Genomic DNA, 11,999 nt, shown 5'->3' with positions numbered 1-11,999 from the left:
TACAGCTTGCGTCATTGTGCGATGGAAAAATCGCTGAGGTTCCAGGGTGAAACCCCGCATTCGGACGCAACCTCCTGGAATGCTTCGATTTCTTTTTCGGAAAAAAGTAAACCGTTATTCAATTCGGATCGTTGGAAAAACTCGGCCTCCATCTGCCCGGGCAGCATGCAGTTCTCATTTCCATGACCCAGGATGTCCGCAATCACGGCTTTCACGTTTTCGCTCTGACTGCGACCCATGGCGAAGTTCCCACCGCTGAGTGCTTCGGGATGCATAACCTGGAAAAAGAAGGCGGGGGTGTGTTTTTCCTCGGGCTGCTGATCCCAGCGACTGCGCAGAGTTGGCAGGGACCCCCCGATATAGGCACCTACCAGTTCGTTGATCAGACTCAGTCCGTAGCCCTTGTGTGCTCCGAAGGGAACCAGGGCTTTCACTTGCGCAGGATCGGTGGTCAGCTTGCCGTCAGCATCCACGGCTGCGTTGGGCGGCAGGGACTTGCCCTCTCTCAGGAACTGCTGAACGCGCCCCATGGCAACGACGCTGGTTGCCCAGTCGACGACAAGATCGAATCCGATGGCCTTCCGGGTTGGAAAGGCCCAGCTGTGGGGATTGGTGCCCAGAGTCGGAAACTTGCCAGTAAAAGGAACCACTTCGGCGAGTGCCGCAGTACAGTTGGTGTAGGCGATATACCCCCGGCTTGCGGCCTCGAGCACATATCCGCCTCCCCAGAGATAGTGAAATGCATTGTCGACGCTCACCATGCCGATGCCGTATCGATCAGCCAGCGACATTGCGGTCTCGATAGCCTCGTAGGCTGTGGCCTGACCGAGTTTGCGGTTTGCGTTCCAGACTTCGGAAGCTGCAAATCGAGTGGGGATTTTTTCGATCTGGGCACCGGGCTGGCATCCCCCCGCGCTACTTCCAAACAAGTGATCGAGGTGCAGGGCCTTGAGAGCGTTATGCGTGCGAATGCCATGACGCGTGGCGTAGGCACTGAATCGTGCGGCATAATCTGCCTCGGTGGAATCGAATCCGCGCTGCTCGTAGGCGGCCTTGACCAGAGCGTTGTGCACGGATTCCGGAACGACGTAGAAGGTTTCAGTCATAGTGGATCAATGGATCGGAACGAAAGTGTTCGCTATTGCTAACACAGGGGTTTCGGGGTTGCAACGGGATCTTATTTGACAATGGGAACCTGATTCACCTGTGCCAGAGGCTGCTTGCCCTCAAATGCATTTTTCAGGTTTTGAATCGATTTGGTCGCCTGTCGCACCACACTTTCGTAGGTGCGTGATCCGATGTGGGGCGTGATGATGCAATTTTCAAGGGAAAGCAGGGCATGGTCGGGACGGGGCGGTTCATCGTCGAGAACATCGGTTCCATAACCGGCAACCTTTCCCGATTGCAGGGCCTGCACCATGTCCTGGGTGTGAACGATTTCTCCGCGTGCGCAATTCACGATGTAGACCCCGTCCTTCATTTTGGCGAGTGTCTCGTTTCGAACGAGGTGATGGGTCTCAGCATTGAGATTGGTGTGCAGGGTGATGAAGTCTGCATCGCTCCAAACCTGGTCGTAGGATGCCGCACGTGTGATCCCATGTTCGCTTGCAAATACATCATCCCAATACACATCATAGCCAATGACCTTCAGTCCGAATGCTTTCGCGCGCAGGGCAACTTCCTTGCCGATGCGGCCGAGACCGACAATCCCGATGGTTTTTCCCCAGATCTCATTGCCGGTCTGACGCTTCCACTGGCCCTGCCTCACCGCGTTGATGTGAAAAGGTGCCTTTTTGACCAGCATGAGCATGAGCATGAAGGTGTGCTCGGCAACGGTCGTGTGGTTGACTCCGGGAGTAAAAAAGACGGGGATGCCGAGTTCGGTGGCTGCCTGAACGTCGATTTTGTCTACGCCGATACCGTATTTGCTGAGAAATTGAAGACGAGGAAGCGCCTTCTCGAAGACACGGCGTGAGAATACATCGTCGCCGCAGATGATGCCGTCAAAATCTCCGACCAACTCCAGAATCTGGTTCTCGCTGAGCGGTCCCCGTGCATAGGATACCTGCCAGTTGCAGGAATTGAGCAGGTCCTGGTGAGAACCCGGAGTATCTTGAAACGAAGTGGTGGTGACGAGTACCTTTTTCATTGCACATCCAGACCAATCGAGCCGAACAAAAAAATCAAGCTCTATCTCAAACGTTTGAGTTGATTTTGTTTTGAACCTCCACTAGCATCCTGCTTTACCTTCGCAGCCTTGGCATTTTGTGGGTGCTGAATTGGCAAAACGATCCTGAATCATGGCACGTGTGACCCAGAAAGAAATTGCAGCCCGGATGGGAGTTTCCATCTCACTGGTATCCCGTGTACTGTCGGGAACTGCCCGTGAAATCGGGGTTCCGCTCGATACGATCGCAGAGGTTGAGCGCGTAGCCAGAGAGGTGGGCTATGTTCCGAATCGTGCCGCCCAGGCACTCAAAGGGAAATCGACCCAGACGGTGGGCGTGGTGGTTTATGACTTCAAGGACCCCTTTTTCAGTGATTTTGTCGGCACCCTACAGGACAAGCTGCACTCCAAGGGGTATTCAACGGTGCTGGTGGGATTTTCGGATCGCCAGATTGATGAGCGCGACCTCACTCCGCTGCGGCAGCACATTCTGGATGCGGTGATCATCCTTGGCAGTGATTTCAGTGGGGCAGTGCATCGGGACATCCAGGTCGCACCAATCTTTCGCATTGGGCATACGGTGCCGGGTGAAGATTCGATTTCCTACTGTCCCGATGAGACGGGAGCGGCACGGGAACTGGCTGACTATCTTGATTCGCTCGATTACCGGCGCATTCTGGTGCTCGGTGCGGAACTTCCCAATCACACGATTCGCGCACGCGCGATGGAAGCTGCCTTTCGGGACAAGGGTTTTGATGTTCGCATGGCGCTTGTGAAAGGGAAGCCATTTTTTGATGCGGGCAATACCTTCGCGGGGCAGCTCTGCGATGAGGGATCCCTGCCCGATATCATCGTGTGTACGATTGACCAGATAGCGCTTGGAGTGATGAAAGGACTGTTGCAGCGGGGCATTGCGATCCCGGATGACATTCGGGTGACGGGCTTTGACAACATTCATTTCAGCGGGCAGTTTTTCCCGTCGCTGACGACTTTTTCCCAACCCATGGACGACGTGGTGGACCGCATCCTGGAACGCATCCAGGAGCGGGATTTCCGGCATGGGGTTGAAATTTTTCAATGCCCGCTGCTCAAGCGCCGTTCCTGCTGAACGCGGAGCAGCTGGCCGCATGGATGCATCAGACCTCGGAATTGGCCTTAAGATAGTCGAGCAGGCCATCCACCTGGGTAAAGGCGACGGCGGTATAGGTGTCGGCAGCCCCGTAGTAGATGGCGATGCGCCCGGTTGCCCCGTCGTGCAGAGTGGCACAGGGGAAGATCACATTGGGGACAAAGCCGCTGATTTCATAATCCTTCTCGGGCGTGAGAAGGTAGTCGCGGGTGCGGTAGCGAACCTTCCAGGGTTCGTCGAGATCGAGCAGTGCTGCGCCCATGCTGTAGACGAACCCGTTGCAGGTGCCGGAGACTCCATGATAAAAAAGCAGCCAGCCCTCGCGGGTTTCAATGGGGACCGGACCAGCACCGATTTTGGTTCCCTGCCACCATCCTGATCCCCCATTTTTCATGACGGGACGATGTTTTCCCCAGTAGGTAAGATCCTTGGAGTGGCTGAGGATGATTTCGCCGAACGGAGTGTGGCCGCTGTCACTGGGGCGGCTCAGGATCATGTATTCGCCGTTGATTTTGCGCGGAAACAGAACCCCATTGCGGTTGAAGGGCATGAATGGGTTTTCCGCTTTGACGAAGGTTTTGAAATCGCGTGTGTAACCCATGCCGATCGACGCTCCCGGGAAATCATCACACCAGGTGATGTAGTAGGTGTCCTCTATTTTCACGAGCCGGGGATCATAGGCGTAAGAATTGCACACAGGTTTCCCATTTGCATCCTGCCACTGGATCATTTGCGGCTCGATATCCCACTGCAGACCGTCCTGACTGCGGGCAAGGTGCAGTTGGGGACGCCCATTTTTGTAGTCAACTCTCAACACGCCGATGAATGCACCGTCGTAGGGAAGGGCTGCGCTGTTGAAAACCCGTGCACCACATGGAATGGGATTCCAGGAAATGATGGGATTGGCAGAGCAGCGCCACACGGGATCCGGGCAGTTTTCAGGTCGCTCCTGCCATGGAAGGTTGGGAAGTGCGGGTGCTTTCAGGGTTGTGGATTGGGTCATACGTAAGGTGTTGATTCGGTTTTGAAAATGCGGCTCATGCTATCAGGTGATCTGCTGGCAATGAATGAGAAATTTATTCACATAACTGCAAGATCACGGCATGATTCAATCGGATTTTCCCTGAACGCGCTGACGGTAGCGATTGGGGGTCAGCTGGGTTGATTTTTTGAAAACCACACACATGTATTCCGGGTGTTCGAAGCCGACCAGCTCTGCGATGTGGGCAAGGGTGTAGTCGGTCTCACGAAGCAACTCCTTGATGCGCTGGATCTGCAGATTGCGGATTTCGGCCTGGGGTGAGCGTCCGAGAAATTTTCGGAATCGACGTTCGAGCAGGCTGCGGGACACGTGGATCTCCCGCGTGATTTCATCCACGTTCACTCCCTTGCAGGCGCGCTCGCGGATGATTTTGAGGGCGGCGGAGACATGGGGGTCGTCAATGGAAAGAAAGTCGGTGGATCGTCGGGTGACGACATCAAGGGGTTCGACAAACACCTCTTTTTCACCGATGGGTTGTCCATGAATCAGACTGGTGATCATCTGGGCGGCCTTCTGACCGTAGTATTCCGTATTGAGGGGGACGCTTGACAGTTGCGGCAGTGACAACTCGCAGCGACAGGTTTCATTGTTGGCACCGAGAACTGCGACCTCACCCGGAACCTCCAGACCATGATTGCGACAGGCATTGATGACCTGTAGGGCGCGCATGTCATTGCAGGCCATGATTGCGATGGGTTTGGGAAGGGACTCGAGCCATTTGCCGATCTCGCTTTCCTCCTGTTCTTCCCAGCCCGGGGTGGAAACTTTTGGGTATTCGTTCTCCAGACAATGGCAGTCATGCCCTGCCAACTGCAGGGCTTCAACAAAACCGATGCGACGTTCTGCCGCCCAGATTTCGTTTTGAAATCCGCAAAACCCGAAATGCCGGTATCCACGTTCGAGGAAATGTTCTGCTCCAGAATGCCCGATCGCGGCGTTGTCCGGGCGGATCTTGGGCACCCCGGGGGTGCGGTGGGGATCGTCACTGAGGTCGACCACGGGAATGCGCTGTTGAACGCAGGCATCGAAGAGGGCTGGTGCGGAGTGTCTGCAAATGATTCCATCCCACCGTGCTTTGCTCAGTAACCAGTCGGGATCCTTTTGGGCATGGGCTTGATCGTCGATGAAGGCACTCCATTTTTCATGGAATCGATTGTAGGTCGAAATTGCGTTGAGAATGGCGACATTTTCTTCCAGTCGCAGCATGAAGACGAGAGCGATTCGGGGAAGTCGGCTGATGGTCATCGGGTGGGAGTGGTGTGTCAGGATGGGGAGTGCGAAGGCAGGTGCACCTTGTGATCGCTGCGAGATGAGAATGGGGCATCATTGCAACAAAGCTGCATGAAATTCAACCTTCATTGTATGAGATCCGCTTGTCGCGAGAGGAAGGGTAAAGGTGTGCCGTGTCGCTTCAGCAACCTCTGTTCAGCGGTAGGATCTGTCGAGCATGCTCAGCGGTTGAGGTATTGGGTGAGAAATTCGAGGATTTGGGTGTAGGCTGCTTCGCGGGAGCGCTGTTTGCCTAATCCATGGGTCTCCCATCCGAAGTAGGATTCTTCAACGGGGGTGCCTGCTTTGCGTAGTTTGCTGGCCATGCGCTTGCTCTGGCTGATTGGAACGGTGCTGTCTTCTTTCCCGTGAATGAAGAGTACGGGAACGCGGATTTGATCGGCAAAAAAATAGGGTGAGATCTCCTGGATCCGCTGTTCGTCGAGCGTGGGATCACCGATTTCTTTCATCCAGAAGGCAGATGCACGCCGGTATTCCGGACGCGTGCTGTCGTTGCGGAACATGGCATGCCAATCACTGACTCCGGCAATTGAAATGGCACAGCGATAGCGCTCGGGTTGGGTGCCGACTGCAAAGAGTGCGCTGTAACCCCCATAGCTGTGCCCAAGGATGGCGAGGCGTTCTGGGTCGGCAATACCGGTCTTCACGATCCATTGGGTTCCGTCGTCGATATCATCCTGTATTTTTCCACCAATTTCCCGGGTTCCGGCCATGCGAAACTCGGAGCCGTAACCAATGGATCCACGGTAGTTCACTTGCAGCACCGCATAGCCACGGCTTGCGAGCAACTGCACGAGTGGATCAAAACTCCAGACATCCCTTACCCAAGGGCCACCGTGGGGGAGGATGACTGTTGGCAGAGCCTTGGGTTCGAGATGCTGTGGCAACGTGAGGTAGCCGTGCACCGTCAGCCCATCCCGGGTTTCATAATGGATTGCCAGCATCGGAGAGAGTTGATCAGGGTTTAGCCAGGGCATGCGCGAACCGATGGGACGAAGGGAACGCGCATTCTGGTCGAGCAGGTGATAGATCCCGGGTTGCACGTCAGACATGGAAAGGAACAGCAACTTCGATTCATCTTCGGAGGAGCCGATGAAAAGATTGACAGTCTCAGGCAATGCCCGGTCGACGCTTAACTGGATCTTGGCATAGTGCTCGTCAAACCACGCGACCCGAGGGGTCTCGCTGACCCAGTGCATCCCCAGCAGACGATTGTCTTTGGCAGAAGAAATGGGGGATGAAAGTGAAATGCCGGCGTAAGATGGAACCCGACCCTCGGGCACGGAATCATAGAGAGCATCCGACAAAATGGCATCTCCGAGCTGCTGAAGTTCGAGATCATAAGGGTAGAGGCACCAGCGGTCATGTTCGTTGAAGCCGCGCACATAGAATTGGGAGTCCCTGCCAAAACCCAGCACTCGCAGTTTTTCGCGTCCCCTGCCGGGCAGTGTGATGGAAGTCCACGGAGCGTCTGAATCCTTGCGGTAAATCAGCTCATTGGACGCTCCCTGTTTTACGCCAATACGAATGTCACCATTTGGATCGAGGATCCAAGAGGCGATGTCACCGGGATTTTCCTGGAGGGTTTGAAACGTCCCCGACACGGTGTTGAGACGAATGACATGAGGAAACATGCGATCCCGCCCATCCAAAGCCCGGCGGTCGAGCATGAGGATTTCATCCCCATTGTCGCCTGCAGTGGACAAGACTTCCAATGCGGCCACAACCAGGTTGGAATCGGGAGCGTTTTCGTAGCCGGTGAGTCCCTTCCACCGGGAACCGTCCTTGTTGATCGCGATACTGCCGTACGTGCGGTCCCATACCATCGTGGTCAACAGCAGACGGTCATTGTTGATCCATGTATAGCTGCCGACTTCCCGGGAAACACGGGTATGGTAGGCAGGGGCTGAGCCGAGTTTGAGACGGCGGATTTCTTCGGACTCGAGATCGAGGAAGCAGAGGTACGAAAGATTTCCAAATTCGCGAAGAAATGCGATGGAATCACCTTCCGGGGACAGCGAAGCGTGAGTGAATAACGGATCGGCGGCAAAGTGCTCGACCGGAATAGCAGCGGGATCACTGGCTTTTGAAGAAATATGGATACAAAGGAGGGTGAGGCAGGGAAGGAGGATTCGCATGTCGGTTTGGGATGGCTTGGGGTTGAGTGATGTCTGACATTGTGTTGTCCGGACAGGATCGTGCAAGGCCATCAGAAATCGTAACGTCAGATTGACTGACCCAGTCGAATTGGGGCTTTGCAGTCAAATGGGATTCTGACTTCGACAGGGTTGAAAATTTGTATTCCTTTTTGAAACATCTCTGTTGATGGTGACGTCTCCATTGAGAAGCCAATCAGGATTCCAATGTTCAGGAAAGCGAGATATCAAAAATGCGTGCTCGATCACAAGGATCGGGTGTTCCGCTACGCCTACTACACGTTGCGCAACGAGGCGGACGCGCAGGATGCGACTCAGGAAGTATTCATCAAACTTTGGAATCATTTTGACGAAATCCAGATGCTCAAGGTGAAGAGCTGGTTGATGCGAACGACCTACAATCACTGCATCGACATGATTCGCAAGCGACAGCGCACGGGAGATCGCCATGTGGAAATTCAAGAGTACCAGAATTTTGACATGGATCCACCTCATGATACCGATCCCCGGGATCAACTGGAGCACCAAACCTTGGGAAAACGTATTGAAAAAGCCATTGCGTCCCTTCCGGATAAAATCCGTCCGATTTTTCTCATGTATGAAATCCAGGGGCTGAAATACCGGGAGATTGCCGACGCGACGGGAATTCCGCTGAACACCGTAAAAGTGCACCTACTGCGTGCACGCAAACTTTTGCAACAGGAGCTGAGATATGAAAGGAACATTTAAAGGACGTCCATACCTGGTAACACCGGTCATGGAGGAGCGCATCCTGCTTGTCGCCTACGAAGACGGGAGCTGGTTTGACCGCCTGATCGTGCACCACGTGCGCCGACAGAATCCCCGGGTGGAAGCTCTGTATCAAGCGCATCGCAATGCGGTCAGGGACGTGCGCCTCGCAGCGCAGGAGATCTGTTGTCCGGATACCCTGAGTGAACGACTCGAATCCATTGCCGGAACGGATGAAGTCACGATTCCATGGTACGTGGGTTTAGGGCAGGGGCTTCGATCCCTCCAGGCGGTGAGTGCGGTTGCAGCGATTGCGGTGATGTCGTTTCTGATGGTGCAACACTGGCAGGAACCAACGATCACCGACTATGAGTTGCAGCAGGCTACTCTGGAGGCGAAGGCATCGCTCGCGCTGATTTCGGAAATCATGAACGGCACCCGCGACACCATGCATCGGGAAGTGCTGCTCGAACAGACTGCACGCCCGCTCCGGGAAAGTATTTATCAAGGAACCGTAACCATCAAAAACAACCTGTAATCATGAAATTCAAATTAATCAAAATGGCATGCCTTTGGGTGGCCATGCTCGGGCTGCCTGTGGTCGGTTCCTCTCAAGAGGAGGCGCCCATTGAGTCCCATCCGGGATACCTCAACATCGACAGTGTGTTGCAGGGATCGGAACGTTATCTGACTTCGGAGGTTTACCTTCGGAATTATATTCTTCGCATGATCGCAAGGGTTACCAAAAAGAGTGAACCCGATTTTGCCAAGATGTTGGCTGCGATCAAACTGATCCGTGTCGTCGAGTTTGAGTTTGATGCAGAAGGCATCAACAGCACGCTTGAAAAGGCGGAATCACTGGTCAATCACTTGCAGAAGAGCCGCTGGGATACTTTGGTACGCAGCAAGCAGTCCGATAAGACCCTGCAGATCTGTATCCAGTCTGACCGCGAGGATCACATCTATGCCTTGGCCATTGTCTCGTGGGATTCCTACAAGATGACGATTGTCAATGTCGTCGGTGACATCGATCTCGACATGCTCTCACGTTTGGGAAGCCAGTTTGGCATCGATGAACTCGAGGACCTTGAAGAATCCGAGCACGATGAATAGGAACGGAATCTGGACCCGTGCAGTCACCCTGATGGTGTCTGCACTGTGTCTGCTCAGCCTGACGGGCTGTTTTGGTGTGGATGGTTCATTCCATCGCCTGCGGGATTCTGTTGTTCGTGGGGCTGCATCGGGATATCAGGTCGAAGCCGAGTTTGGCATTGGCTCACTCATGCTGGGACTGGCCCGCAAGGTTATCTCCTTGTCTGACGATAGTGATGCTGACGTAGCACTGGGGATCTTGCAGCAGGTGAGCAAAGTTCAGGTGGGAGTCTATTCACTGGATCACTCCCTCGTGACCGGAGCGAATCCATCCTGCCGACAGCGGCTGGTCCACCTGCTGGAATCTTTGATGGGGGAAGGGTATGATGCCATCGTGCGCAACTATGAGGATACCCGTGGCAGTCTCATTCTGGTGAGATCGGACCCCAGGCACCTTGAGCGGGTTCGAGAGATCATTGTCGTGTCCTTGGAACAGCAGGAACTGCATCTGGTTCAATTGCGCGGAAACGTCAATGGAATCGTGGAACTGGTCGCCAGGGAACACGAGTTGTCGGGTGTCGATAAGGTCGTGGAGCAGGCACATTGAGTGAGATGTGCTCCAGCATTTGGATGTGCTTCGGAGTTGTCATATGATTTCAAAGTCATAGGTTAAGGTTGTTGCACCAACAACCTTACCAATCATTCAGCTTCATCCCCATCCAACTCTTTTTCTATGGTGAACTATCAAGCACTCAGCGACTTTGAAGTGAACTATCCGCACCCGCTGGAGGTTCGAATTGGGGATCAGGTAAGGATTGAAAAACGGGATACGACCTGGACGGAATGGGTTTGGGTGAACGTTGCGGGTGAGCGGGTTGGTGCATGGGTTCACGAATCCGTTCTAAAGGATGCGCAAGCCGCTCAAACGGAAGTGATCGAGAATTTCTCATCGCGTGAACTCTCCGTCAAAAAAGGCGATATTGTGCAGTCCCAGAAGGAACTGGGAGGATGGCACTGGTGCTGCAAGCAAGATGGAGCAGAGGGCTGGCTGCCTGACTATGTTATTTCACCTGTGTAGTGAATCTGTCTTGGCAGGAAAGCGATCCGTGCTGCCGTTGAAGGCCGCCTGCAAAATCACTCTCCCGGTGCGTTGGGATCTACGGGTTCAGCGACCGGATGCCGCTGCAGCACCTTTTGATCCTCGATACCACCCCTGATTGTCACAGGTCCATCCAGCACTTGTTTTGAAATGGCACTGTCTTTGAGGAAGGCATCAAAAAACATCACCTGCAGCGTGCGCGATTCCCGCAAGGCGGTCTGTGAAAAATTGTGACCTTCTCCCTGAAATTGAAACGCATACGTGGGGCCAGAAGTGTGCTGCAACCCCTCGAGCGCACGGTCTGGTGGTGCAACGGTATCACGCTCACCAACCACTGCGAGAAAGGGTGCTGTGATGTTGGCGAGGCTGGCATAATCGTCGGGGAAGGGGACATCGGGTCCTGCTCCCAGCCAGGGAACGGTTGCAAACCCGGCCTTGTAGCGAATATCGCTCTGTGAACTGGGGTGGTTTAGAAATTTTGCACCCAGTACGGTCAAACCCGTGAATCCGCCAAAACTGGTGCCCGAAATTCCCATGCGCTCAGAATCGATCATCCCGGTAAAGAACGGGTGAACGAGTAGATAGTGGGTGGCTGCCTTGATCATGAGTGGCCGCAGAAAACGCTCTGCCTGGCCATCGGAAATACGCCCGTCCCCGTGGAAAATGCCGGCCACCACATAACCGTGGCTGGCAAGAAAGCGCATTTCCTCAAGGTTTTGCAAGGCATGGGATTGATGCCCATGGGACATCATGATGAGTGGAAAACGCTTCTGCGGATGGAAGGGGATGGGCGGATGGCCCGGAGGCTGCATGCGCGGAAAAAGGGTATCAGGCTGTCCGTCATAGGGAAAGCGATAATCGTCGTGCGAATTGTCAGGGTGAGTGGGGTAGAGCACCACCATGAGGACGGGTAGGCTCTGGTCTGCATAGACGCCATACAGTTCAAAATCATTGGGAACCTGAACTGTTGTCATTGCGGCGGACAACGGGAAATCCAGCAGGGAGCTGACATAACGTGCTTCCCCATTGATGAAGGTACCACGCAGGTAGTGAGCCATGGTCGCATCGGTAGGGCGGTGAGCCTGCAGGTTGCTGGTTGCAACGGGATACGATCCGTGTTCGAGCGGGTCCACGGGGAAGGCGTTCAAGTGGATGCCTGCAGCAATCCACAACATCCAAAGCATACTGACTTTTCTCATACAATACCTCCCTGCGACACGGAAGAACCCCACGTTGTTCAAAAACAGTTGGAAACGCAAGGAGGAATGCAATGGGAGAAGCGACGGTTTGCGCTT

Annotated in this window: 12 protein-coding genes; 6 read left to right on the top strand and 6 right to left on the bottom strand. The window is 54.3% G+C overall.

Going from position 1 to position 11,999, the window contains the following annotated elements:
- Nucleotides 1–11: 11 nt before the first annotated feature.
- A complete protein-coding gene (locus tag ABQ298_16345; protein ID MEQ9825954.1) occupies nucleotides 12–1,106 on the bottom strand; it encodes an Ldh family oxidoreductase in 1,095 nt (364 codons plus the stop codon).
- A 71-nt stretch (nucleotides 1,107–1,177) separates the two neighbouring features.
- Nucleotides 1,178–2,149, bottom strand: a complete 972-nt coding sequence (locus ABQ298_16340) for a phosphoglycerate dehydrogenase (GenBank protein MEQ9825953.1) — start codon at nucleotides 2,147–2,149, stop codon at nucleotides 1,178–1,180.
- Nucleotides 2,150–2,300: 151 nt separating this feature from the next.
- Between ABQ298_16340 and ABQ298_16335 the strand changes: the two genes are divergently transcribed.
- Nucleotides 2,301–3,275: a LacI family DNA-binding transcriptional regulator gene (locus ABQ298_16335; GenBank protein MEQ9825952.1), complete on the top strand. Its 975-nt coding sequence runs from the start codon at nucleotides 2,301–2,303 to the stop codon at nucleotides 3,273–3,275.
- Between the two features lie 28 nt (nucleotides 3,276–3,303).
- Here ABQ298_16335 and ABQ298_16330 read toward each other — a convergent pair whose 3' ends face one another.
- From ABQ298_16330 to ABQ298_16320, 3 genes are all read right to left on the bottom strand, one after another.
- Nucleotides 3,304–4,299 carry a glycoside hydrolase family 130 protein gene (locus ABQ298_16330; GenBank protein MEQ9825951.1) on the bottom strand — a complete coding sequence of 332 codons (996 nt, stop codon included), beginning with the start codon at nucleotides 4,297–4,299 and terminating at the stop codon, nucleotides 3,304–3,306.
- 105 nt (nucleotides 4,300–4,404) lie between these two features.
- Nucleotides 4,405–5,583 carry a XylR family transcriptional regulator gene (locus ABQ298_16325; protein MEQ9825950.1) on the bottom strand — a complete coding sequence of 393 codons (1,179 nt, stop codon included), beginning with the start codon at nucleotides 5,581–5,583 and terminating at the stop codon, nucleotides 4,405–4,407.
- A 206-nt stretch (nucleotides 5,584–5,789) separates the two neighbouring features.
- The gene (locus ABQ298_16320) at nucleotides 5,790–7,766 is read right to left on the bottom strand and encodes a S9 family peptidase (GenBank protein ID MEQ9825949.1); all 1,977 of its coding nucleotides are present in this window, start codon (nucleotides 7,764–7,766) and stop codon (nucleotides 5,790–5,792) included.
- Nucleotides 7,767–8,021: 255 nt separating this feature from the next.
- Here ABQ298_16320 and ABQ298_16315 point away from each other — a divergent pair, with 255 nt between their 5' ends.
- The 5 genes from ABQ298_16315 to ABQ298_16295 all read left to right on the top strand — a co-directional run bounded on the left by ABQ298_16315 (nucleotide 8,022) and on the right by ABQ298_16295 (nucleotide 10,683).
- Nucleotides 8,022–8,513, top strand: a complete 492-nt coding sequence (locus ABQ298_16315; GenBank protein ID MEQ9825948.1) for a sigma-70 family RNA polymerase sigma factor — start codon at nucleotides 8,022–8,024, stop codon at nucleotides 8,511–8,513.
- Nucleotides 8,497–9,051, top strand: a complete 555-nt coding sequence (locus tag ABQ298_16310; GenBank protein MEQ9825947.1) for a hypothetical protein — start codon at nucleotides 8,497–8,499, stop codon at nucleotides 9,049–9,051. Before ABQ298_16315 ends, ABQ298_16310 begins: the two co-directional genes overlap by 17 nt.
- Before the next feature lie 2 nt (nucleotides 9,052–9,053).
- Entirely contained in the window at nucleotides 9,054–9,626 is a 573-nt protein-coding gene (locus tag ABQ298_16305) for a DUF4252 domain-containing protein (protein ID MEQ9825946.1), read from the top strand.
- A complete protein-coding gene (locus ABQ298_16300; GenBank protein MEQ9825945.1) occupies nucleotides 9,619–10,212 on the top strand; it encodes a hypothetical protein in 594 nt (197 codons plus the stop codon). The genes ABQ298_16305 and ABQ298_16300 overlap by 8 nt, the downstream gene beginning before the upstream one ends.
- A gap of 126 nt (nucleotides 10,213–10,338) precedes the next feature.
- Entirely contained in the window at nucleotides 10,339–10,683 is a 345-nt protein-coding gene (locus ABQ298_16295; GenBank protein ID MEQ9825944.1) for a hypothetical protein, read from the top strand.
- A gap of 56 nt (nucleotides 10,684–10,739) precedes the next feature.
- Here the strand turns inward: ABQ298_16295 and ABQ298_16290 are convergent, their stop codons facing one another.
- Nucleotides 10,740–11,903: a hypothetical protein gene (locus tag ABQ298_16290; protein MEQ9825943.1), complete on the bottom strand. Its 1,164-nt coding sequence runs from the start codon at nucleotides 11,901–11,903 to the stop codon at nucleotides 10,740–10,742.
- Between the last annotated feature and the right edge of the window lie 96 nt (nucleotides 11,904–11,999).

The organism is Puniceicoccaceae bacterium (assembly GCA_040224245.1).
In the GTDB taxonomy this organism is placed as follows: domain Bacteria; phylum Verrucomicrobiota; class Verrucomicrobiia; order Opitutales; family JAFGAQ01; genus JAKSBQ01.
Note: the sequence above shows the minus strand (reverse complement) of the source record. Positions and strands in the feature narration are given on the sequence as shown.